Source organism: Paludibacterium yongneupense DSM 18731, assembly GCF_000422925.1.
Lineage (GTDB): Bacteria > Pseudomonadota > Gammaproteobacteria > Burkholderiales > Chromobacteriaceae > Paludibacterium > Paludibacterium yongneupense.
Genome location: NZ_AUGZ01000020.1, coordinates 30,550 through 52,552 on the forward strand (window position 1 = coordinate 30,550; position 22,003 = coordinate 52,552).

Genomic DNA, 22,003 nt, shown 5'->3' on the forward strand with positions numbered 1-22,003 from the left:
GCTAGTGTCAATTTGACCAATTACAGGATATTTTCATGAAGAAAATTACCAAAGCCGTTTTTCCCGTCGCCGGATTGGGGACCCGTTTTCTGCCGGCGACCAAGGCCAGCCCCAAGGAAATGCTGCCGGTCGTGGACAAACCCCTGATCCAGTATGCGGTCGAAGAGGCTATTGCTGCCGGGATCACCGAATTGATTTTCATCACCGGTCGCAACAAGCGCTCGATCGAAGATCATTTCGACAAGGCCTACGAGTTGGAAACCGAGCTGGAAAACAAGAACAAGCAAAAATTGCTGGAACTGGTGCAAGGCATCATCCCGCCGTCGGTCACCTGCGTCTACATTCGCCAGACCGAAGCGCTGGGGCTCGGCCATGCGGTTCTGTGCGCGCGTCCCGTCGTCGGCGACGAGGCTTTTGCCGTGATTCTGGCCGATGACCTGATCGATGGCGAACCGGGCGCCATGGAGCAGATGGTCCGTCTGTACGAAGAGAGCGCGAACTCGGTGCTGGGCGTGGAGACGGTGGCGCCGGAAGAGACGGGTTCCTATGGCATCGTCGAGGTCGAGCTTGGCGAAGACGCTCGCCAGGCAGTGAAAAGCATCGTCGAGAAGCCGCGTCCGGAAGAGGCCCCCTCCAATCTCGCCGTCGTCGGCCGTTATATCTTGACGCCGCGCATCTTCGAAAAGCTGGTCACCACCGGCGCCGGCGCCGGCGGCGAAATCCAGCTGACCGATGGCATCGCTGCCCTGCTGAAAGAGGAGACGGTACTTGCCTTGCCGTTCACCGGGGTCCGCTACGACTGCGGCTCCAAGCTCGGTTATTTGAAGGCGACGGTCAGCTATGGGCTTAAACACCACGAAGTCGGTGCGGAATTTGAGACATATCTGAACAAGCTGGGTAAAATCTGAACCTTTACGTGAAGACACTTGGGCGGATAGATGCCTAAGTGTCGAATTTTAAAGGTTTTAAGGAGTCAAACATGCCTAACATTGCCGAAGCCCGCGGGATTATCAACAGCGCCGATATTCTGTTCACCGCCGAGCAGGTCAGCGCTGCGGTCGATCGCATGGCTGTGGAAATAACCGCCGAGCTGGGAGAAACCTACCCGCTGGTTTTGTCGGTGATGGGCGGCGCCGTGGTATTCACCGGCCAGTTGCTGCCGCGTCTGAATTTCCCCCTCGATTTCGATTATGTGCATGTCTCCCGCTACGGCGACAAGACCCACGGCGGCGAGCTGGTGTGGCGTCAGGCGCCGAAGGAGGACGTGCGCGACCGCGTGGTCCTGGTGCTGGACGACATTCTCGACGAAGGTCATACCATGGCAGCCATTCGCGACAAAGTAATGGAAATGGGTGCCAAGTCTTTTTATAGCGGTGTATTCGCCAACAAGCTGATCGATCAGGACAAACCGATCAAAGCCGATTTTGTCGGCATGGACGTTCCGAATCGCTATGTCTTTGGTTATGGCATGGACGTTCGTGGCGCCTGGCGCAATCTGCCGGCGATCATGGCCTTGAAATAACGGTTTTGTCTCCGGCGGGGCCCTCCCGCCGCTTACTATAAGTAGGTGAATTAAGCCATAATGGCCGGCATAACGTCATAAACAAGGATCGTTGATGCTGGCCATTATCGGTGGTAGCGGGCTCGCCCACTTACCCATTCTCGATGTGACTCACCGGCAGGTGGTGCGAACGCCCTTCGGTGATCCTTCCTGTGCCTTGACCTTCGGCCGTATCAACGGCCAGCATGTGGTGTTCATTGCGCGCCACGGCTACGGACATTCCCTGGCTCCCCACGAAATCAATTACCGCGCCAATATCTGGGCTCTGAAAGAGCATAATGTCAAAGGTATTCTGGCCGTCGGTACGGCGGGTGGCATCCGATCCGACCTCGGCCCCGGTGCGCTGGCGATTCCCGATAATCTGATCGATTATACTTGGGGCCGCAAACATACTTATTTCGAAGGTCTGGACAAACCGGTCGTCCATGTCGACTTTACTCAACCCTACAGCGCGGCCCTGCGCGCGCGTTTGCTGGCCGGCGCGGCATCGGCCGGCGTGCGGGTGGCCGACGGCGGCGTCTACGCGTGCACGCAGGGACCCAGGCTGGAAAGTTCGGCCGAAATCAGGCGCTATGAGCGCGATGGTGCCGATCTGGTCGGCATGACCGGCATGCCGGAAGCCGTCCTCGCTCGGGAGCTGGAATTGCCGTATGCCATGCTGGCAGTGGTTTCCAATTGGGCGGCCGGCTGCGCCGACAGTTCCGCGCAGGTGGACTTCACGGCAGCAAGTTCGCGGCTTGAACAATCGATGCAATCCGTCGAACGCATTCTTGAACGTGCGGTGGCAGTCCGCTCCGCCTGAGGCGGAGAGCGGGGCGACACGAGGAGGACGTGATGAAAGCCGTGATTTTGGCCGGGGGGCTCGGCACGCGTATCAGCGAAGAGACGCACTTGAAGCCCAAACCCATGATAGAGGTCGGCGGCAAGCCTATCCTGTGGCATATCATGAAGATCTATTCGGGGTTCGGTATCAACGACTTCGTGGTCTGCTGCGGCTACAAGGGATATGTCATCAAGGAGTACTTTGCCAATTATTTCCTGCATATGTCGGATGTCACCTTCGATATGGAATCCAACAGCATGCAGGTCCATCATCGCCATACCGAGCCGTGGAAAGTCACCCTGGTCGACACCGGAGCCGATACCCTGACCGGTGGGCGTCTCAAACGGGTCGGCGAGTTCCTGGCCGGTGAAGAGGCGTTCTGCTTCACTTACGGCGACGGCGTTTCGGACGTGGATATTGGCCGGCAGCTCGAATTTCATCGTGCCCACGGCAAGCTCGCGACTTTGACCGCGGTGCAGCCACCCGGCCGTTTCGGTTCGGTCGATGTCGATGGCGACCGCGTGCATGCGTTCGTCGAAAAGCCACAGGGCGACGGCGCCTGGATCAATGGCGGCTTCTTCGTACTGTCGCCGAAAGTGCTCGATTATATCGCGGCCGACGACACGGCCTGGGAGTCGGGGCCGCTGGCTGCGCTGGCCGCCGCCAACGAGTTGATGGCTTTCCGGCACCACGGATTCTGGCAACCGATGGATACCCTGCGCGACAAGAATTATCTGGAACAACTCTGGGCCGATGGACTGGCTCCATGGAAGCGGTGGGAATAGATCATGCACATACTGATTACCGGGCATCAGGGTTATGTCGGCCCCCGCGTGATAGCCGAACTGCGCGCGCGCTGGCCGCATTGCCGTCTGACCGGGGTGGATGCCGGCTGGTTCGCTCATCGCCTGGCCCCTTGCACCACGCATGTCCCCGAAATCGGTCTCGATGCGAGCCGCTATAAGGATGTGCGCGATCTGGACGCCGCCGACCTGGCCGGCGTCGATGCCGTGGTGCACCTGGCGGCCGTATCCAATGATCCGATGGGAAACCGCTTCGAAGCGGTGACCGATGCCATCAATCATCGCGCTTCACTCCGGCTGGCGCGCCTGGCGCGCGATGCCGGCGTGGCGCGTTTTGTGTTTGCTTCCAGTTGCAGTGTCTACGGACAGACCGAAGGGGCGGCGCGCAAGGAGAGCGATGAGCTCAATCCGCTGACCGCGTATGCGCGTTCCAAAGTGGATACCGAGCGCGGCCTGGCTGCGCTGGCGGCCCCCGGTTTTACCGTCACCGCCTTGCGTTTCGCCACCGCCTGCGGCTTTAGCGCGCGCCCGCGCTGCGATCTGGTGCTTAACGATTTTGTGTTCGGCGCGCTCGCCCGCGGCCGCGTCGAGGTGCTCAGTGACGGCACGCCATGGCGCCCGCTGATCGAAGTGCGGGATATGGCGCGCGCGATCGCCTGGGGGTGTTGCCGCGACGCAGATGGCGATGACTTTCTGGCCGTCAATGCCGGCAGCGATGGCTGGAATTATCAGGTGCGCGAGCTGGCGCAGGCTGTGGTCGCGCGATTGCCGGGCGTCGAGTTGGCTATCGATCCCAACGGGCAGCCCGACAAGCGCTCCTACCGTGTCGATTTTTCGCTGTTCGCGCGGCTGGCACCCGATTTTCAGCCCCGTATCGGCCTGGACGAGGCTATCGACACGCTGGTGCAGGGGTTCGCTGGCGTCGGGCACACCCAGGCGCTCGACAAATCACTGTTCGTCCGTCTGCATACCTTGACGGGGCATCTTGCGAGTGGCCGACTGGATGCCGATTTGCGTTGGCTCGACCTGGCGTCATGAGCGCCCGCTTCGAACTCGCCCCAACGCCGCTGGCCGGTTTGTCGCTGTGCCGACGCCGGCCGCTGGCCGACGAACGCGGCGAGTTCGAACGGCTTTTCTGCGCCGAAGAATTGGCGGCGGCCGGTTTCAGCGCGGGGGCGGTGCAGGTCAATCGCTCGCTGACACGGCGGGTTGGCGCGGTTCGCGGCTTGCACTTCCAGTATCCGCCTCATGCCGAATTCAAGTTGGTGACGTGCCTGTCGGGCCGGGTGTTCGACGTCGCCGTCGATGTGCGCCGCGATTCGCCGACTTTTCTGCGCTATATCGGGATCGAACTGCTTGCCGGCCGTCCGGAAAGCCTGCTGCTGCCGCCGGGGTTTGCACATGGCTTCCAGGCACTGGAAGAGAACAGTGTGTTGCTGTATTGCCATTCCACCGCGTATGCGCCGGGAGCCGAGGGCGGCATTCACGCCGAAGATCCGCGTTTGGCGATTCCTTGGCCGCTGCCGGTGGCGCAGTTGTCGCCGCGCGATGCGGGCTTCGCCTGGCTGGCCCAGGATTTTGACGGAGTTGCCCTATGAAATGCCGCCAGTGCGGACAGTCGTTCGATCAATGCGTGCTCGACCTGGGGGCGCATCCCCCGTCCAACGCCTATCTGACGGAACAAGGCTTGCGCCAGCCGGAACGACGCTACCCCTTGCGTCTGATGGTGTGCCCGCATTGCTGGCTGGCGCAGGTCGAAGATGCGACCGCTGCCGAAGAGCTGTTTGGCGCCGACTACGCGTATTTCAGCTCCTTTTCGACGTCATGGCTGGCTCATGCCGCCGCCTGCGTCGAGAGTGCGGTGCAGCGTTTCGCACTCGGTGCCGACAGCCTGGTGGTCGAAGTGGCCGCCAATGACGGCTATCTATTGCAGTATGTCGCCGAACGTGGCGTTCCCCATTACGGAATCGAGCCCACGGCCGCGGCCGCCGCGGCGGCGCGTGCGCGTGGCATCGACGTGGTGGGCGAGTTTTTCGGTGCCGCGCTGGCCGCGCGACTGCGGGCCGAGCGCGGCGGCGCCGACTGGATCGTGGCCAACAATGTGCTCGCGCATGTGCCCGACCTCAACGATTTCGTTGCCGGCTTCGCGTGTCTGGTGAAGGAGAGCGGGGTCATCAGCTTCGAATTCCAATACCTGCCTGAGCTGGTCGGGCAAAATCAGTTCGATACGATTTATCACGAGCATTTTTCCTATCTCAGTCTGTTGAGTGTCGAACCGCTGCTCGCCCGTCACGGGCTTGCCGCCTTCGATGTCGAACGCTTGAGCACGCATGGCGGCAGCCTGCGACTGTGGGTGGCGCCCGCCGTCGTCCGGCGCGGCGATTCGCCGGCGCTGTCGGCCTTGCGTGCAGAGGAGGCCCGCGCGGGGCTGGCCGGGCTGGACTTCTACCGCCAGATGGGCCGACGCGCCGAACGCGCGGCGGTAGCCGTGCTCGGGTTTCTGGCCGACGCGGCGCGAGCCGGCAAAACGACGGTTGCCTACGGCGCCGCCGCCAAGGGCAATACCCTGCTCAACTTCGCCGGGGTCACGAGCCTGTTGCTGCCCTATGTCGTCGACCGCAACCCGCATAAGCAGGGGCAGGCCATGCCCGGAAGCCGCATCCCCATCGTCGATGAGTCCCGTATTCGTGCCACGCGCCCCGAGTACGTATTGATCTTGCCGTGGAATCTGCGAGCCGAGATCGAGCAGCAACTGGCCTATATCCGCGAGTGGGGAGGGCGCTTCGTGATTCCCATCCCCGAACTGGTCATCGAATGAGCGCGCAACGCATTGCCGTGACCGGCGCCGCCGGTTTTCTCGGCCAGCATATACTGCGAGCCCTCGTCGCGCGCGGGGCGAGGCCGCTGGCGTGCTGCCGCAGCCGGGCCGCTGCCGCGCAACTGGCGGCGTGGTGCGACGTGATGGTGTGCGATCTGAGCCAGCCGGATGCGTGCGATCTTGCCGCGCTCGGCCACCCGGATACCGTATTGCACCTGGCTTGGGAAGGATTGCCCGACTATCACGGTATGCATCATATCGAGCAGATGCAGCGCTGGCATTACCCCTGGCTGGCCGGTCTGGTGCGTGCCGGGCTGCCGCGCTTGCTGGTGGCCGGTACCTGCATGGAATACGGGCGCCCGTCCGGCGCGGTGAGCGAATCGCTGCCGGCCCTGCCGGTCACCGCCTACGGAACGGCCAAGCTGGGCTTGCTGCAGGCTCTCGAGTGTTTGCAGCGGGAGACACCGTTCGCGCTCGGTTGGCTGCGGCTGTTCTATACCTGGGGCGAGGGCCAGGCGCCGAACGCGCTGTACAGCCAGTTCCGGCGCGCGAGCGAGGAGGGCGCCGGGCGCTTCCCCATGTCGGCCGGCGAGCAGCTGCGCGATTATCTGCCGGTGACGGCGCTGGCAGACTATCTGGCGCGCCTGGCGCTGAGTTCGCGCGAGCCGGGCGTGATGAATGTCTGTTCCGGCGCCCCGATCTCGGTGCGCCGGCTGGTCGAGGGCTGGAACGCCGCGTTGCCGTTTCCGCTGTCGCTGGATCTCGGGCGGTTTCCTTACCCTGAATACGAAGCGCTGGCGTTCTGGGGCGACCCGCAACGGCTGCAGACTTTCCTGGCCGACGAAGAGGTCTGAAACGGTGAGTTCCGGATTCGTGCCCGCCCCGTCCTTCGCCACCGCTCTCTCCTACCTTGTCCGGCCTGAGGCCATTGGAGCATCACTATCATGCTGACTATCGGAATGCCGGTTTATAACGAAGGAAAGTTCATCGCGGCGGCGATCACGGCGTTGCAGCAGCAAAGTTACACTGACTTCCGCCTGATTGTTTCGGACAATGCCTCCAGCGACGACACCGCCACCATCGCCGAGAGCTTTGCCGCGCAGGACCCGCGCATCCAGGTCGTGCGCCAGGCACGGAATATCGGCGCCTTCGGCAATTTTCAGGCTGTAGTCGACCGGGTCGATACGCCGTATTTCATGTTCGCTGCAGGGCACGATTTATGGGATCCCGAATTCGCCGCCAAATGTCTGGCGGCGCTGGAGGCCAATCCCGGTGCCGCGCTCGCCTATCCGGGGGCGCTTTGGTTCAACAACCAGATGCAGCTGACGCGGCGGATTCCGGGCTGCTTCGATACGCGCGGCATGGCGGCGCTGTCGCGGCTGCAAGTGACGATGTGGGGTCTGGTGTTTGCCTACCAGTTCTATGGCATCTATCGCACGCAGATCCTCAAGGGACTTGATCTGTCCAAGGTGACGATAGGCCGCGATCACATCATCTTGTGCGAAGCCGCGCTGCGCGGCGAATTTGTCTATGTGCCCGAAGACTTGCTGTTTCTGCGTCAAGGCGATGATTTCAACGATGCCGATGCCTATCTGTCCAAGATCAGTCCGGATGAAGACAGGGCGGAAAAGCGCGAGCTGGCGATAGCCAAATACTGCAAACAGATCCTGGAGTATATCCAGTCGATCGAGCTGTTTTTCGAACCGTCGCTCGAACGCGAGCTTGCCGTCGCATCGGTACTGCACTGCTGCCTGCTGCGTTATTCGAACACCCTGGGCATGCATGGCGAGACACTGGAGGTGATGCGGGCGCTACCCGCCTTCGATCGCTATTTCGAGGCCCTGCCGGCTTTGAACCAGACTCTGCATGCGACGCTCGATGCCCATGCCGCTGGCGAACCCCGCGCCGACTGAAGCCGGCTGCGCCATCTTACCGAATATCGAGACCCGATCATGATCGCCACGCTTTATCTGACCGTTGAAACCCTCTCCGAGCTCGAAGAGCTGTTTGCCTCGCCCCGGCTCGCTCTGCCGCCACAGGTTCAGGCGCTACTGCTGTGCAACCGCGAACTCGGGTGGGGGGCGCGCGCAGGAAGCTTGCCGCCCGGTTTCGACGCCGTGACCATGTGCACCTTCGTCAATGGCCTGCCGCAAGTGCGGCGTTCGGATCTGGACAGCGCGCGCGGCGAATGGGTCGCGTTCTGCGGTTTGCGTTCGCGACCGCTGGATAGCGCATGGCCGGCGCTGGCGAGCAGCACGACTGCGGACTGGCAGGTGTTCGATGCGGAGTGGGGCGATGCCGGATTCGTGCCGCAACGATTGGCGCGTTGCCGTGCCGATGCCGATGCCTATCGCAATGATACCGTTTCGACTCTCGACGATTGGGCACGCACGCTGGCGGGCAGCGCCGAGCCGGACTGGTTTCTGGCCGACAGCCCCATGCTGTGGCTGCGGCGAGGCTGGCTGCGGGCGGCGCTGCACGACGAGCCGCTGCCGCTGGCCAATGCCGTGCATCGTGGCGTCCTGTCGGCCTTGCAGCGTGGCGGTGGGGTAGAGATCGCTTATTTGCCGCAACCCGGCTGCGTCAGCGTGGACTGGACGGCACTGCCGGATGCGGCTTTGCTGCCCGCCCTGCAGCGTGATCTGGTGCAGTGGGTCGGCTTGCTGCTGGCCGAGTACGCGGGCCTGGACGAGGTGGAGGCCGTTCTCGCCGCCTTCGTGCGCCAGGATCGGCCATGGCTGGCATCCGATCGTGCGCGCCCAGGCAGTCCGTTGGCCGCCTTGGCCAATGCTTTTCGCCAGAATTACCCGGCATACCGGCCGGTGCGGGAGCTGTTGCGCGCCGGTGGACGCTGGGTCGTGGCGCGCGAGGAGAAAATCGACGCGGTTCAGGTCGTGGCGCGCGACCAGGCCGCAAGCTGGGCCGCAGGCGACAGCCGACTGGCGGCTATCCGGCGCGAAGCCGTGCGTTTCGACCGCTTCGTCGTATCCGACGCCTACGACCTGATGCTGCAGTCCCCCGACGGGCAACTCGCGCAATGGATGGCGCTTTACCGCCAGCCCGACGGTCGCTGGGTCTGGCCCGCGCTGTGCGAAGTCTGGCCGGATGCCGAACTGGATCGGGTCAGCGACATGCTGGATGCCGTCGCCGCTCAGGTAGCGCCCGGGCAGACCGTCGTTGCCGACGAATCGCTGGCGGCGACGGTGACGGCCTTGTCCGACGGGAGGTTCTTGCCCGGTTTCGAGGGCTACTCGACGCTGGTGCAGCATGCCGCCCGCTATCGTCTGGCTTCCCGCCTGGGCACGCTTGGACGCGTGCTCGATTGTGCCTCGGGGGCCGGCTACGGCTGGCATCTGCTGCACGATGGCGGCACGATGAGCGACTACACCGGCATCGATCTGAATGCGGCGGCGATCGGGTTTTCACGCCGTTTCATCCCGCCTGGCGCACCCGCTTGCCGCTTCGAGGCGCGCTTGCTTGATACGCTGGACAAGGCGGCTTTCGATACGGTGATTTCTTTTGAGACCATCGAGCATGTCGACGATCCTGAAATATTTTTGTGGGATCTGGCCGAGCGCATCGCTCCCGGCGGCCGGCTGCTGCTGAGTTTACCGGCCGAGCGCTGGGCCGGCACGCATCTGAATCCCAGCCACTGGAGCAACTGGAACGAGGCTAGGGTGCGCGCTCTGTGCGCTCGCGTGTTCGAGTCTGTCGAACTGATCCGCTTGCGGTTGTCGCTGATTGCTCCCGAGACTTTCGTTTCTGGCCGCCTGCATGGCGGGCGGGCCGTGACGGGAGAGGACGAGGGATTTTTGCTGCGACTGCAAGGGCCGCGTCCGCGCCGCCTGTCGCAGCGGGTGTTGGTGCAGCGCCGCTTCGCGATGGGCGATGCCCTGCTGGCGTCGTCGGTGCTGCCGGCCTTGCGTCGCAAGTATCCCGAACAGGTGCTGGTGGTGCGGACCCAGGTTGTCGAAGCCTTCTTTGGTCATCCCGACATCGACCTGCTCGGCGGCATGCAGATCGCGCGCCGCGACGACGATATCTTCATCGACCTGGACCAGGCCTATGAACGCCGCCGCGAAGCCCACATCGTCGAAGCCTATGCCGATGTTGCCTCGGTGGCGCCCGGGCAGGCCCAGCTCATGCGCCTGCCGCAGGACTACCGCCCGATCGCGCGCGAGTTTGCCGCCCGCGGCTGGCTGACGGCGTCGATTCCACAACACATCGTGGCCGTGCACCTGGCGGCGACGTCGCCGGATCGCATCTGGCCGCTTGCACAATGGCGCGAGTTGATCGCGGCGCTGCTCGCGCGTGGCGATTGCGCGATCGTTCTGCTCGGGCATGGCCGCGATCTGGACCTGGATTCCCTGCCCGGCGTCGAGGCGCGCGTTGCCGTTTCACTGGTGCGCCGTGTCTCGCTCGCAGAAACGGCCGCCGCGCTGGCGGTGGCGGATCTCCTGATCGCGCCTGATTCGGGGTTGATCCATGTTGCGGCGGCGGTCGGCACGTCGGTGCTCGGCTTGTTTGGCATGGCCGAGCCGGCCCAGCGCCTGCCTCAGAACGGCGCATCCGTGGGTTTGATCGCCGATATCGAATGTCGCGGTTGCCTGAAACAGCTTGCGCCGCTGGCTGCGCCTGTCTGTCGTCTTGGTCATGCCAAGTGCATGGAGGAGATCGCGACCGCCGATGTGACACGTGCCGCAGAAATCCTGCTGGCAGGGACTCCCGCGCGCGCCTGGCGCGATCGGCTGCTGACGGCGTTGCCGTTGCCGCTGGATCGCGACGGCAACAAGAGCTGGCGCAATGCGGCGCCGGCACTGCCGGCCGCATCGGTCCGACTCGAGGCGGAACGGGAAGCGGTGCCCATCATCGCGGCTAGCCAAGTCGCCGCAACCGTCCCGGTGCAGGCGGCCGCACCGCGAGCGGTACTGCCGTCCTGGCTCGGGCGGCGCGACGGCGCCAGGGTGCGCTTGGGCATCCTGAGTTTCGATCCGGCGGATTCGGCCTGCGGCCGCCTGCGTGTGATCGACCCGTTCTCACTGCTTACGCCATGGGTAGAGACCAGCATTTTCCCGGGTATCACCTTGCGTGCCTTCAACGAGCACAGCAGTGACCTGACGACCTTCCTGGGCTGGGCCGATGTCTTTCTGGTTCAGCGCGCGATGCTGAATGAGCGTACGCGCTCGCTATGGCAGCCGGTGCTGGACAGCGGCAAACCGGTGTTGTTCGAAGTGGACGACTGGCTCCCCGCGCTGCCTGCCGCCCATCCGCAGTTCGAAGACTACACCCCGACCGAACTCAAGGTGTGCTGGCAACGGCACTTGCCCAAGATGTCGCGGTTGATTGCCAGCACCGAGCATCTGGCCGCCACCATGCGCCCGTGGAACGACAGGGTGCAGGTCATTCCCAACCTGCTGGCGCGGCAGCGCTGGCAGGATTACCCGCTGGCTGACAACGGCGACGAACCGGTGACCATCGCCTTTTGCGGCACCGCCACGCATAACGGCGATCTGCGCCTTATCAGCGACGCCTTGCTGCGCATTGTGAATACCTTCGGCTCGCAGGTGCGTTTCCTGTTCTGGGGCGGCAGCCTGCCGCATGGCTTCGAGCAGGTCCAGAATGTGACGCTGGTGCCCAAGACCGTCGATTATCAAGACTACCTGGCGCACCTGTCGACGCTGAAGATCGACATCGGTATCGCGCCATTGGAAGAAAACCCGTTCAACGACGGCAAGTCCGACCTCAAATGGCTCGAGTACAGCGCGGTCGGAGCGGCCTGCGTGGCCAGCGATGTTCCGGCCTATGCCGAGGCCAAGCGCCTGGGACTCGCGCTGGTCGTCAATAATGACCGGGAGAGCTGGGAGCAGGCGCTCGCCAGTCTGATCCGCGACAAGGCTCTGCGGCACGATCTGGCGACGCGCGCGCGCGCGCATCTGGCCGGCGAACGGGCGTTGGAGAGTCAGGTGCGGCGCTGGATCGATGCGCTCAGGGCGGTGTTGCCGGCGGCGGTGGCCTCGCGGCTGGAGGGTTTCAACGCCGACGCGCTCGGCGCACTGGTGCCGACCCCGCTGCAGTGGACGACCCAGAAGGCGCTGAAGGCCTGGCAGGGATGGACGGCCCTGCATAGTTTGCGCGAGATCGATGCCCAGATGATGGCCGAGCGCATGATGAAGGAGTGGACGCTTCAACCGCGTTTCAACTTGATCATGGCTGTGCGTGCCGGCGAGCGCGAGCGTCTGAGCGAGACCGTCTCCGCGCTGGCGCAGCAGTTGTACCCGCATTGGCAACTGACGGTTCTGGCCGACTGGGATCCGCCACCGGGGCTGATGCCGGTTGGCGAGCACTGGAACTGGCGGCGGGTGGAGACGCTGGACGCGAGCGAGCGCATCGCCGGTTTGCTCAATAGCACCCTGGCCGAGCTTCCATGCGACTGGATGATGTGGCTGCCGGCCGGTGCGCGACCCGCGCCGCATGCCTTGCTGCGGATAGGGGACGCGATTCATGCGTCTCCCGGTGCGCTGGCGGTGTACAGCGACCATGATCTGTGCGCGGGCGAGGCCTGCTTCGACCCTTGCTTCAAGCCCGACTTCAGCCTCGACTATCTGCGCGCCTACGATTATGTCGGCGCAGCGGTCGCCATGTCGCTGGAGGGGGTGGCGGCGCTAGGCGGTTTCGCCGTCTACCCCGGTGCCGAGGTGTGGAACCATCTGCTGAGCTTGCCCGAGCATTTCAGCCTGGGTGTGGTCGCGCATGTCGACGATATTCTGTTCCATCTTCCGGCCGCGAGCGGCGGCAATGCCGCCGAGCGGCTGGCGGCACGCCAGGTGGCGCTGGAAAACCACCTGGCGCGGTTGCAGATCGCCGCCCGCGTCGGTCCCGGCTATGCGGCGGACACTCTGCATATCGACTATCAGGTCGTCGGCCAGCCACTGGTGTCGGTGATCGTGCCCACCCGCGACAAGCTTGAGTTTCTGCAGCCCTGCATCGACAGTCTGTTTGCCAAGACCGACTATCCCGCTTTCGAATTGCTGTTGGTCGATAACGGTTCGACCGACCCGGACACGCTCGCTTACTACGACGAACTGACGAGCGAGTACGGCGAGCGGGTACGGATCCTGCCTTACGCTGCTCCGTTCAATTTTTCCGCCCAGTGCAATCTGGGGGTGGAGGCCGCTCGCGGCGAATATATACTGCTTTTGAATAATGACACTGAGGTTATCCAGTCCAAGTGGATGGAGCGCATGCTGGCGATCGCCCAGCGCCCGGAAGTGGGGGCGGTCGGTGCGCGGCTGGTCTATCCCGAAACCGGGCGCATTCAACACGCCGGTATCGTTCTGGGCTTGCCAGGCGGTGTTCTGTCGGTGGCCGACCATGTCTTCGAGACCGCGCTGCTGGACGAACCCGGGTATATGAAGCGGCTGCAGACCGAACAGAATTATTCCGCGGTCACCGCCGCCTGCCTGATGGTGGCGCGCAGCAAGTATCTGGGCGTGGACGGATTCGACGCGACCGGTCTGACCGTGTTGTTCAATGACGTCGATTTTTGCCTCAAGCTACAGCAATCCGGGCTGATCAATGTGTACAGCCCCTATGCCACGCTGGTGCATCATCACGCCAAGAGCATAGGCAAGGTGACTTTCGAAGCGACGGTGGCTTTCGAGGCGGCGGTGCGCGAGCGGCGCGAGCTGGAGTGTATGGTCGACCGCTGGTTGCCGCAGTTGGCGCGCGATCCGGCTTATAACCGGCATCTGTCGCTGCGCAATCGCGAGATGGCCTACGAACCGCAGTTTGTCGTTCCGTGGACGCCAGAAGTCGGCGATCGCCCTAAGGTGCTGGGCCTGCCGATTCCCGGGGGCAGTGGCGAGTATCGGGTCGTGCGCCCGTTCCATGCGCTGCAGCAGGCGGCTCGGCTCGATACGGTGACCATCGCGCCGGTCCACCGCTTGATCCCCGTGCTCAGCGTGGTGGAAATGCAGCGCATGCGTCCCGATGTGCTGCTGATTCATTCGGTGCTGACCGAAGGCATCCAGCACGGCATGGAGCAATACCGGCGTTTCTTGCCCGACCTGCCGCTGGTGTTCGGCCTCGACGATCTGGTCGGCGCGATACCGGAGAAGAGCGTGTTGAGCCGCATCTGGCGCAAGAGCATGCCGGACGCGCGCACCCGGTTGCGCAAGGCGCTCAAGCTATGCGATCGCCTGATCGTTTCCACCCAGCCGCTGGCCGATTTCTGCGCGGATATGATCGGGGATATCCATGTCGTGCCCAACCGTCTGCCGAAGGAAATGTGGGACCAGCTCGAGTCTAAGCGTCGCCGTGGCGACAAGCCGCGTGTGGGCTGGGTCGGCGCCCAGCAGCATCAGGGCGATCTGGCGTTGATCGTCGATGTGGTCAAGGCGACGGCGGACGAGGTCGATTGGGTGTTCATGGGGATGTGCTTGCCGGAGCTGCTGCCCTACGTCAAGGAAGAGTATCCCTGCGTTCTGTTCAAAGACTATCCCGGGAAGATGGCCGCGCTCGATCTGGATCTCGCCATCGCGCCGCTGGAGATGAATCCGTTCAACGAGGCCAAGAGCAATCTGCGTCTGCTCGAGTACGGCGCTATGGGATGGCCGGTGGTGTGCTCGGACGTCTACCCTTACCGCAGCGACAATGCGCCGGTATGCCGGGTGCCGAACACCACCGCGGCCTGGGTCGAGGCGATCCGCGAGCGCGTGCACGATCTCGACGCGGCGGCGCGCGAGGGCGACGCCTTGCGCGAATGGGTAAGGCACGGCTATTTCCTCGAGGATCATCTCGACGACTGGGAGCGGGCGCTGACCGGTTTCCGCCCGCGCTGAGCGCGGCGACCGCCCCGGGCGCGGGCGGTCGTAAAAAAAATGTACAGAAGGGCTAAAGTCGTCGCCATGCAGTCCGATATAGGAGTGTAGGCATCGAGGCAGGCATGCTGGAGACCCCTTAGGAGACTGATCATGGCATTAACCGTCAACACTAACATTACTTCGCTGATTGCTCAGCGGAACCTGAACACCTCGGCGGATAAGCTGCAAATGTCCGTCGAACGCCTGTCCTCTGGCTTGCGCATCAACAGTGCTGCCGACGACTCGGCAGGCTGGGCGATTGCCGCGACGATGACCACGGCCATCAACGGTAACAACCAGGCGATCAACAACGCCAACGACGGTATCTCGGTCGCACAGACCGCAGAAGGCGCTCTCGGCGAAATGAGCAACAACCTGCAGCGGATTCGTGAAATCGCGGTGCAGGCAGCCAACGCCTCCGTCAGCGATATCAACCGTTCGCAGCTGCAGAACGAAGTCGACCAACTGACGCAGGAAATTTCGCGGACCGTTCAAACCACCCTGTTCAACGGCACCCAGCTGTTGTCGGGCGGCAATTCGCTGACTTTCCAGGTCGGTTCGTCCGGCTCGGCGACCAACCAGATCACCATTTCCGCGACCGACATGACGTCGCAACTGTCTTCGTACAACTCTTCGTTGACGGCGACCGGCGTGATCAACGTGTTGTCGCAGAGTGGCGCCCAGGCCGAACTGTCGTCGCTGGACGCCGACATCGGTACCGTGTCGAACGTCAACTCGACCTTCGGTTCGGTGGAAAACCGCTTCAACGCGGTGGTTGCCAACTTGACCAACTACACGCAGAACCTGACTGCCGCCAAGAGCCGTATCGTGGACGTCAACTTCGCGTCGGAAACCGCAAAGCTTACGCAGAACCAGATTCTGCAACAAGCTGGTACTTCTATCCTGAAACAGGCGAACTCTCTGCCGCAAGCGGCGCTGACCCTGCTACAGTAATAGATGGAAGACTCCGAGCGCAGCGCCTTCGGAGCCTGACGATCAGTGTAAAAGCCTTGGCGCTCCGGTGCGCCAGGGCTTTCTTAGCAGGAGCCGGACATGCAAATTCCACCTCTTCAGTCGCTGAGTAACAACGCGGGTGTCGTGTCTTTGCAACGGCAGCAAGTCGAACTTGTCCAGCCGCAGGGCGATGCCGGTTCGACTATCGTTTTGCCCGGGTCGGCGCAGGCCGTGTCTGCCGTCAGTCAGAGCCAGGGCGACAATGCCGCCAATTCGTCGACGACTCCGGGCAATGGCTCGATCCAGGCCAACGATGCCCTGCTGAGCACCATCAGCGCGCAGGCCCAGCAGATCGGCAACGCCAAACCGAGCAAACGCGACGTGCAGGATGCGATCGACCAGCTCAACAAGGCGGCGACGCTGTATGATAGCCAGCTGCAGTTTTCGGTCGACAAGGATACCGATATCCAGGTGATCAAGGTCATCGACAAGCAGTCGCAAAAAATCATTCGCCAGATCCCGTCCGAGGACATCGTGCGCATCGCCAAGGCGATCGACGACTTCAAGGGCATGTTGCTCAAGGATCAGGCCTGAATAGAGGACGGCTTGCGCCGCCCTTTGAAAGGACGTACCGATGTCATCTTCAGCTTCGATTACCACGAACAGCGGCCCGCTCGACGTTCAGGGACTGGTCAGTCAGCTGATGTCGGTGGCATCCCGTCCGTTGACGGCCAGCCAGAGCCGCGTCAAGACCTACAATGCTGAGCTGAGCTCCATCGGCTCGCTCAGTTCCGACCTATCCAGCCTGCAGACGTCGATGACGGCTTTGTCCAGCGGATCCTTCCTGCAGCAGTACGCCGTTTCGTCCAGCGACGAAGCGACGGCGACGGCAACGACCTCGGCAGGGGCGATGCCGGGCACCTATACGATCAACACCACTGCCCTGGCTTCTCCGCGCCAGCTGGTATTCGACGAGAAGTCGGACGGCTCGGCGATCACCGATCCCAATGCGGCCATCAGCGGCGCGCCGGTCAGCCTGTCTTTCAATATCGGCGGCAGCGTGCAGACGGTGAACGTGGTCGCGGGCAGCGGTGGCAATATTTCGATGAATGATTTGCAGTCGCAGATCAACAGCGCCGGCATCGGCGTCGATGCGACCATCGTCAAGAGCAACGGCCACTACAAGCTGGTACTGGCTTCGCATCTGGCCGGCAAGGACAACAGCTTTTCGCTGGTGACAGGCGCCGGCACCGTCGATGCACCGGCCGGTTCGGCCGCGAGCCTGGATGGACTGACCCAGAGCAGTACCGGAATCTCCGAATCCAGCGCGGCGGGCGACGCCGCCTTTACCGTCAACGGCGTCGGCATCACTTCGAGCAGCAATCAAGTCGGTGATGCCGTGTCGGGTCTGAATCTGAGCTTGAACAAGATCGGCTCGGCGACGTTGACCGTGACCCAGGACGCCAAGGCGGTCGAGAGCAACGTCAAGGACTTCGTCTCGGCCTACAATTCGGTGCAGACGCAGATCGGCCTGATGCTGGACGGCAATATGAAGGCCAACGGCAGTTTGCGCAGCATGCGAAATACGTTGCAGAACATGCTGCAGGTGCCGATTTCCGGGGTCGATTCGACCACGTCCTACGCGTATCTGGCACAGGTCGGCATCACGACGCAGAAGGATGGCACTCTCGCGCTGGACAGCGCCAAGTTCCAGGCCGCACTCAGCGCGAAGCCCGAAGAGGTGTCCCGCCTGTTCAGCAATTCGAATAACGATGGCGTGGCGCAGCGCTACAATACGACGATCAACGATCTGCTCGGCCCGGACGGCATCGTCCTGTCGGAGAAGGCGGCGATCAATAGCAGCATCGACAGCGAAAAGCAGCAGCAGGATAGGCTGACCTCCAATCTGACCCATTTGCAGGCGCAGTATCTGAAACAGTATTCCGATCTGAACTCGGCGCTGGAAAAGATGCAGCAGACTTCGTCGCAGATGTCTTCCATGCTGGCTTCGTCGTCGTCGTCTTCTTCTGGTTAAAAGGTAGCATTTAATGGTTAATGCATTTTTGCGCAAACAGTTCAACAAGGCCTACGAAAACGATGCCATGAAGTCGGCCGTTTATGGCGCAAGCCCGACCGGACTGGTGGTGATGTTGTACCAGGGCGCACTCAAGGCATTGCTTCAGGCGGGTATCGCCATGGAGCACAAGAAATACGAGGAAAAGGCGCGCTATATCAACAAGACCAACCAGATACTGGAGGGGCTGCGTCTGGCGCTGGATCTGGAGGCGGGCAGCGAGGCGGCCGATAATCTGAACGAGCTGTATGTTTATATGAAGTACCGTATCAGCATTGCCAACATGAAGAACGACCAGTCCATCCTGGCGGAAGTTCGCGATTTGCTGGAAACCATTCTGCCAGCCTGGCAACAACTCGACCGCAAGAATCATACGACGCCTGCGGCGTGAGCGCGATGGACGAGAAGGTGTTCGACGACTTTCTGGGGCTGACCGATCGCATGCTGGATTTGGCCCAGCGGCAAGAGTGGGACGACTTCGTCGCCATGCTGCAGCAGCGCAGCGAGTATTTCGAACAGATTCAGCAGGGCGTCAGCGGCGCCTGGCTGGAGTCCCATGCCGAGAGCCGCGCCGCATTTGCGCGGGCACTGGTGAAAAATCGCGAGATCGAAGCTATATTGGACCGTACCTGTCTGGAGCTCAAAGCCCGGATGTCCTCGCTGACGCAACAAAAGCGCCTGCGGCAATCATATCGTTCTTGATGCTGGATGCGTTATCCTTGGCGGTCGGGCATCAGTCCTTGCTATCCTTAAAGGGAATCGGTCCGCCGGAGATATCCTCATGTCCGCCTTTGCCTTGTTGACCAGCAATGTCATCCTGCTTGCGGTGATCGTCGCGCAGGGATGGTATCTCCATAAGCGCCTGCGTCGGCTCGAGCGTGACGGCGACAAGGTGACGGCCCTCTATATCGAGCAATTGCAGCATCAGATCAGCAATCAGCAGCGCGACCTGCTGCGCCTGGCCGAACGTTTCGAGCGCCAGCAGGGCAAGGCGCAGGACGATGCCGTGGTCTCGCCCTACAACCAGGCCATCGAAATGATACGGCAGGGCCTCGGCGCCGCCGAAGTCGCGTCTCGCTGCGGCATCTCGCGCAGCGAAGCCGAATTGATTCTTTCCCTGTACCGTAACAACTCCACCTCATGATTTCGCCGTTGGCCTCGATCACGCCGGCGCCGGCCGAACTCTCGACGCAGCCGGTCAACTCGCTCGGTCAACTGGGAGAAGGCGGCCGCCTGCTGGTTCAGGCTGGCGCCTTGCCGTTGCGCCCGCCGCTGCTGTTGCTCGATGAAGTGGTCAATGCCCGCGTCGCTGAGCGATTGGGGCCGAACCAGGTCGCGGTACTGATCAAGAACGGCTTGTTCACCCTGAATCTCCCCGCCGGCACTCAGTTGAACGGCGACCTGATTCAGTTGCGCGTCGCGAGTGTCAAACCCCAGTTGAGCTTTTTGCTGGATCAGGGAACGGCAGGCGGCGATGCCGGTGCGGCGAGCAGCGGCGACAGCAATGCCTCTGTCGACGTGCAGCTGAGCCGGGCATCGCGCTATCTGACCGATCTGCTGAGCGCGGCACAGGAGGCCCCGGCCGGTGCCGAGGCGGGCACCGGGGCGAGCAGCGGTCTGATGCTGTCGGGCGCGGCGGCGGGTGGAGACACGGCGGCCGGATTGACCGTACAGACGCGGCCGGCGGCAACGGTGCTTGTCGATGCCGGGCAGCAGAACCCGGCCAGCGTAGCCACCCAGTTGCAGCATACGGTGGAGCGCAGCGGGCTGTTTTACGAGTCGCACCTGAAAGCCTGGGAAGGCGGGCGCTTGCCGCTGGACACCCTGCGGCTCGAGCCGCAGGCGCGGATAGGGGAGGCTGCGCAATTGCGGGCCGCTGCGCTGGATATCGGAGCCGCCACCCATGCGCACGATGCCGGGGCCACGACGCCCGAACTCGGCCGCCTGGTCCAGAACCAGCTCGACACCCTCGAACACAAACAGGTTCTGCTGCAGGGCTATGCCTGGCCCGGACAGCCTATGCAGATGCAGATCCAGCCCGAGACCGCGCAAGAACGCGAGGCGCGAGGCGGCGAAGACGATGAGCGCAGCTGGTCGACGCAACTGTCGCTGAACATGCCCGTGCTTGGCGGCATGAAGGCGCGTGTGCGCCTGGTAGGCGGCGCGGTCCAGGTTGCCTTTACCACCGATGAAGAGGCCGCTGGGCGGCTGATCGAGGCGAATGGCCAGCGTCTGGTCGATGCCATGGCTGCCGCCGGCATCACGCTGGCAGGCATGACGGTCAAGAGCGATGGCGGCTGACAAAGGCAGCACGCTGCGACGCTCCGCGGTTGCGCTTAGCTATCGAGAAGGTCGGCGTGCGCCGAATGTCGTCGCCAAGGGCTATGGCCAGATGGCGGAGCGCATCATTGACCGCGCCCGTGCCGCGGGGGTATTCGTGCACGATTCGCCCGAGCTGGTGTCCTTGCTGATGCAGGTTGACCTCGATCAGCAGATCCCGCCCGAGCTTTACCGCGCGGTAGCGGAAATTTTGGCTTTCGTCTATTTTCTCGAGCACGAGGCCGCGGGTAAGGATTATGAGCTTGGAGCATGGCTGGCCCAGCGCCAGACGCGCGGGGGCTGAAATGTTTACCCAAAATAGGTGATAATGGGTCACCCTTCTCCGCGCAAGGACGTCGAGCATGAGTGATCGCAGTGCTGTTCCTTGGTATCGGCAGCTCTGGCCCTGGTTGTTGCTGGCACTGCCGGCGACCGCCGTCTGTGTCGGCTCCTACCTGGCCTACGAGGCGTATAGCAAGCAGGACCCGATGGTCGATAGCCACTACTATGCCTCGGGCCAGGCGATCAACAAGACGTTGCACGCTGGCGCCGCGGCGGCGAAGCGCGGGCTGGCCGGTCGCATCGTTCTCGATCCGGCAGCCGGAACGATCGCGATGCAACTGAGCCATACCGACAGCCAGCCCTTGCCGCCGGTATTGCAACTGCGCTTGCGCCATCCCACCCTCAGCCGTTTCGATCAGACGGTCACCGTTGTCCAGAGTGCGCCCGGCGAGTACAGCGGCACTTTCAAGGCCTCGCAGGCCACGCGCTGGGATATGGATGTGCTGTCGCCAGATGGCGATTGGAGCCTGTCCGGGGTGTGGAAAAAATCCGCAGGGAATAAGGGCGTGCTGGAGCCGACAGTGGCCAACGAAGCGGCAGACGACTGAGCGGCACCCTGTTTGCCGCCCCCTCCCTGCCCGGGCCAGCCCCGGCGTCAGTATCGGCACCCCCTTGTTTACCGTCGATGCGAACGAGAATGCGGCACCGATCAAGTAAGCGGATCGCGCCTCGATCGCTCCTGGCGGCATGGGCGGAACAGGGCGACCTTGTCGCTGCCATTCCCGCGTCAGGCGCATCGAGCGCTCACAGCGCCAGACGCGCCGCTGCCATCGCCCCCAGCCAGGCACCCATCCCCATCAGAATGAGCCCGCACAACTGCTGAAGACGGTGGCCGACCGCTTGCCCCAGCTGCAGCAGCAAACGGCCGAAACCCTGCGTCAGCAGCAGCCACCACAGTGTCGAACCGGTGAAAATGCCGGCGACCATCAGCCCGCTTTCCATGATGCCGGGTGCGGCGCGGCCGGCCAGCTGCATGAACAGGGCGAGAAACGAGAGTATGGTCAGCGGATTGCTCATGGTCAGCGCGAGGGCGGATGCCCAACTGGACCACAAGCTACTGGCACCGCGTGCGCAGGCGGCTTCCTGACGCTGGCGGCAAAAGCTGCCGTAGCCCATCCAGATCAGACAGCCGGCCCCGGCCAGAGCCAGCCATGGGGCCAGCGGGAGCAGCAGCCGGCCGACCGCTCCCGCTCCCAGCGCCGCGAGCAGGGCATGACAGGCGTCTGCGCTGGCGACTCCGAGGCCGGTCGCCATGCCGTGGGCGGGGCCTTGTCGTATGGTCCGCTGCAGGCAAAGCATGCCGATCGGCCCGATCGGAGCGGCAATAGCCAGCCCGGCGAGGGCAGACTGGGTAAACAAGGTCACGGCACTCATCGTATTCTCCCGGGGATGTAGAGGTGGCAGGAGTCTAGTTTGAGGGCTAGTGACGTCGATTGGGATGCTCGATT

At 63.0% G+C, this 22,003-nt stretch carries 20 protein-coding genes; 19 read left to right on the forward strand and 1 reads right to left on the reverse strand.

The genetic code is table 11. The features are described 5' to 3' along the window. Positions 1-35: 35 nt before the first annotated feature. From galU to G520_RS22270, 19 genes are all read left to right on the forward strand, one after another. Positions 36-908, forward strand: coding sequence for a UTP--glucose-1-phosphate uridylyltransferase GalU (gene galU / locus G520_RS0109060; protein ID WP_028535369.1), 873 nt, complete (start codon positions 36-38; stop codon positions 906-908). Positions 909-979: 71 nt separating this feature from the next. Beyond that, a complete protein-coding gene (locus G520_RS0109065) occupies positions 980-1,522 on the forward strand; it encodes a hypoxanthine-guanine phosphoribosyltransferase (protein ID WP_028535370.1) in 543 nt (180 codons plus the stop codon). Positions 1,523-1,616: 94 nt separating this feature from the next. Next, on the forward strand, positions 1,617-2,363 hold the full coding sequence (locus G520_RS0109070) for an S-methyl-5'-thioinosine phosphorylase (protein WP_028535371.1): 747 nt from the start codon (positions 1,617-1,619) through the stop codon (positions 2,361-2,363). A gap of 32 nt (positions 2,364-2,395) precedes the next feature. After that, positions 2,396-3,169 carry a glucose-1-phosphate cytidylyltransferase gene (rfbF, locus tag G520_RS0109075; protein ID WP_028535372.1) on the forward strand — a complete coding sequence of 258 codons (774 nt, stop codon included), beginning with the start codon at positions 2,396-2,398 and terminating at the stop codon, positions 3,167-3,169. Positions 3,170-3,172: 3 nt separating this feature from the next. Beyond that, positions 3,173-4,225 (forward strand): NAD-dependent epimerase/dehydratase family protein, encoded by a 1,053-nt coding sequence (locus G520_RS0109080; protein WP_028535373.1) that lies wholly within the window; start codon positions 3,173-3,175, stop codon positions 4,223-4,225. Beyond that, positions 4,222-4,785: a dTDP-4-dehydrorhamnose 3,5-epimerase family protein gene (locus tag G520_RS0109085; protein WP_028535374.1), complete on the forward strand. Its 564-nt coding sequence runs from the start codon at positions 4,222-4,224 to the stop codon at positions 4,783-4,785. Before G520_RS0109080 ends, G520_RS0109085 begins: the two co-directional genes overlap by 4 nt. Further along, positions 4,782-6,005 (forward strand): class I SAM-dependent methyltransferase, encoded by a 1,224-nt coding sequence (locus tag G520_RS0109090; protein ID WP_028535375.1) that lies wholly within the window; start codon positions 4,782-4,784, stop codon positions 6,003-6,005. Before G520_RS0109085 ends, G520_RS0109090 begins: the two co-directional genes overlap by 4 nt. After that, positions 6,002-6,859, forward strand: coding sequence for an NAD-dependent epimerase/dehydratase family protein (locus tag G520_RS0109095; protein ID WP_028535376.1), 858 nt, complete (start codon positions 6,002-6,004; stop codon positions 6,857-6,859). The genes G520_RS0109090 and G520_RS0109095 overlap by 4 nt, the downstream gene beginning before the upstream one ends. A 90-nt stretch (positions 6,860-6,949) precedes the next feature. Then, positions 6,950-7,918, forward strand: a complete 969-nt coding sequence (locus G520_RS0109100; RefSeq protein WP_028535377.1) for a glycosyltransferase family 2 protein — start codon at positions 6,950-6,952, stop codon at positions 7,916-7,918. Positions 7,919-7,957: 39 nt separating this feature from the next. Next, positions 7,958-14,845, forward strand: coding sequence for a glycosyltransferase family 9 protein (locus G520_RS23955; RefSeq protein WP_051229294.1), 6,888 nt, complete (start codon positions 7,958-7,960; stop codon positions 14,843-14,845). A gap of 132 nt (positions 14,846-14,977) precedes the next feature. Next, on the forward strand, positions 14,978-15,820 hold the full coding sequence (locus G520_RS0109110; protein ID WP_028535378.1) for a flagellin N-terminal helical domain-containing protein: 843 nt from the start codon (positions 14,978-14,980) through the stop codon (positions 15,818-15,820). A gap of 99 nt (positions 15,821-15,919) precedes the next feature. After that, positions 15,920-16,414, forward strand: a complete 495-nt coding sequence (locus tag G520_RS0109115) for a flagellar protein FlaG (protein ID WP_051229295.1) — start codon at positions 15,920-15,922, stop codon at positions 16,412-16,414. A gap of 40 nt (positions 16,415-16,454) precedes the next feature. After that, positions 16,455-17,855: a flagellar filament capping protein FliD gene (gene fliD, locus G520_RS0109120; protein WP_028535380.1), complete on the forward strand. Its 1,401-nt coding sequence runs from the start codon at positions 16,455-16,457 to the stop codon at positions 17,853-17,855. A gap of 13 nt (positions 17,856-17,868) precedes the next feature. Then, positions 17,869-18,285 carry a flagellar export chaperone FliS gene (fliS, locus tag G520_RS0109125; RefSeq protein ID WP_028535381.1) on the forward strand — a complete coding sequence of 139 codons (417 nt, stop codon included), beginning with the start codon at positions 17,869-17,871 and terminating at the stop codon, positions 18,283-18,285. Between the two features lie 5 nt (positions 18,286-18,290). Beyond that, the gene (locus G520_RS0109130; protein ID WP_028535382.1) at positions 18,291-18,596 is read left to right on the forward strand and encodes a flagellar protein FliT; all 306 of its coding nucleotides are present in this window, start codon (positions 18,291-18,293) and stop codon (positions 18,594-18,596) included. Between the two features lie 79 nt (positions 18,597-18,675). After that, positions 18,676-19,038, forward strand: a complete 363-nt coding sequence (locus G520_RS0109135; RefSeq protein WP_028535383.1) for a DUF2802 domain-containing protein — start codon at positions 18,676-18,678, stop codon at positions 19,036-19,038. After that, positions 19,035-20,195: a flagellar hook-length control protein FliK gene (gene fliK / locus G520_RS0109140; RefSeq protein WP_028535384.1), complete on the forward strand. Its 1,161-nt coding sequence runs from the start codon at positions 19,035-19,037 to the stop codon at positions 20,193-20,195. Before G520_RS0109135 ends, fliK begins: the two co-directional genes overlap by 4 nt. Next, positions 20,185-20,517 carry an EscU/YscU/HrcU family type III secretion system export apparatus switch protein gene (locus G520_RS22265; RefSeq protein WP_036665882.1) on the forward strand — a complete coding sequence of 111 codons (333 nt, stop codon included), beginning with the start codon at positions 20,185-20,187 and terminating at the stop codon, positions 20,515-20,517. Before fliK ends, G520_RS22265 begins: the two co-directional genes overlap by 11 nt. A gap of 58 nt (positions 20,518-20,575) precedes the next feature. Further along, positions 20,576-21,103, forward strand: coding sequence for a FixH family protein (locus tag G520_RS22270; RefSeq protein WP_051229296.1), 528 nt, complete (start codon positions 20,576-20,578; stop codon positions 21,101-21,103). 196 nt (positions 21,104-21,299) lie between these two features. Here G520_RS22270 and G520_RS0109155 read toward each other — a convergent pair whose 3' ends face one another. After that, positions 21,300-21,929 (reverse strand): LysE family translocator, encoded by a 630-nt coding sequence (locus tag G520_RS0109155; RefSeq protein ID WP_036665884.1) that lies wholly within the window; start codon positions 21,927-21,929, stop codon positions 21,300-21,302. Between the last annotated feature and the right edge of the window lie 74 nt (positions 21,930-22,003).

What these genes read in the sequence shown, in the direction of transcription:
- G520_RS0109080 (WP_028535373.1), top strand. Translation starts at nt 3,173, where the DNA reads ATGCACATACTGATTACCGGGCATCAGGGTTATGTCGGCCCCCGCGTG.
- fliD (WP_028535380.1), top strand. Translation starts at nt 16,455, where the DNA reads ATGTCATCTTCAGCTTCGATTACCACGAACAGCGGCCCGCTCGACGTT.
- G520_RS0109130 (WP_028535382.1), top strand. Translation starts at nt 18,291, where the DNA reads ATGGACGAGAAGGTGTTCGACGACTTTCTGGGGCTGACCGATCGCATG.
- G520_RS0109100 (WP_028535377.1), top strand. Translation starts at nt 6,950, where the DNA reads ATGCTGACTATCGGAATGCCGGTTTATAACGAAGGAAAGTTCATCGCG.
- G520_RS0109155 (WP_036665884.1), bottom strand. Translation starts at nt 21,929, where the DNA reads ATGAGTGCCGTGACCTTGTTTACCCAGTCTGCCCTCGCCGGGCTGGCT.
- G520_RS22265 (WP_036665882.1), top strand. Translation starts at nt 20,185, where the DNA reads ATGGCGGCTGACAAAGGCAGCACGCTGCGACGCTCCGCGGTTGCGCTT.
- G520_RS22270 (WP_051229296.1), top strand. Translation starts at nt 20,576, where the DNA reads ATGAGTGATCGCAGTGCTGTTCCTTGGTATCGGCAGCTCTGGCCCTGG.
- G520_RS0109110 (WP_028535378.1), top strand. Translation starts at nt 14,978, where the DNA reads ATGGCATTAACCGTCAACACTAACATTACTTCGCTGATTGCTCAGCGG.
- G520_RS0109135 (WP_028535383.1), top strand. Translation starts at nt 18,676, where the DNA reads ATGTCCGCCTTTGCCTTGTTGACCAGCAATGTCATCCTGCTTGCGGTG.
- G520_RS0109065 (WP_028535370.1), top strand. Translation starts at nt 980, where the DNA reads ATGCCTAACATTGCCGAAGCCCGCGGGATTATCAACAGCGCCGATATT.
- rfbF (WP_028535372.1), top strand. Translation starts at nt 2,396, where the DNA reads ATGAAAGCCGTGATTTTGGCCGGGGGGCTCGGCACGCGTATCAGCGAA.
- G520_RS0109095 (WP_028535376.1), top strand. Translation starts at nt 6,002, where the DNA reads ATGAGCGCGCAACGCATTGCCGTGACCGGCGCCGCCGGTTTTCTCGGC.
- G520_RS0109070 (WP_028535371.1), top strand. Translation starts at nt 1,617, where the DNA reads ATGCTGGCCATTATCGGTGGTAGCGGGCTCGCCCACTTACCCATTCTC.
- galU (WP_028535369.1), top strand. Translation starts at nt 36, where the DNA reads ATGAAGAAAATTACCAAAGCCGTTTTTCCCGTCGCCGGATTGGGGACC.
- G520_RS0109115 (WP_051229295.1), top strand. Translation starts at nt 15,920, where the DNA reads ATGCAAATTCCACCTCTTCAGTCGCTGAGTAACAACGCGGGTGTCGTG.
- G520_RS23955 (WP_051229294.1), top strand. Translation starts at nt 7,958, where the DNA reads ATGATCGCCACGCTTTATCTGACCGTTGAAACCCTCTCCGAGCTCGAA.
- G520_RS0109090 (WP_028535375.1), top strand. Translation starts at nt 4,782, where the DNA reads ATGAAATGCCGCCAGTGCGGACAGTCGTTCGATCAATGCGTGCTCGAC.
- fliS (WP_028535381.1), top strand. Translation starts at nt 17,869, where the DNA reads ATGGTTAATGCATTTTTGCGCAAACAGTTCAACAAGGCCTACGAAAAC.
- fliK (WP_028535384.1), top strand. Translation starts at nt 19,035, where the DNA reads ATGATTTCGCCGTTGGCCTCGATCACGCCGGCGCCGGCCGAACTCTCG.
- G520_RS0109085 (WP_028535374.1), top strand. Translation starts at nt 4,222, where the DNA reads ATGAGCGCCCGCTTCGAACTCGCCCCAACGCCGCTGGCCGGTTTGTCG.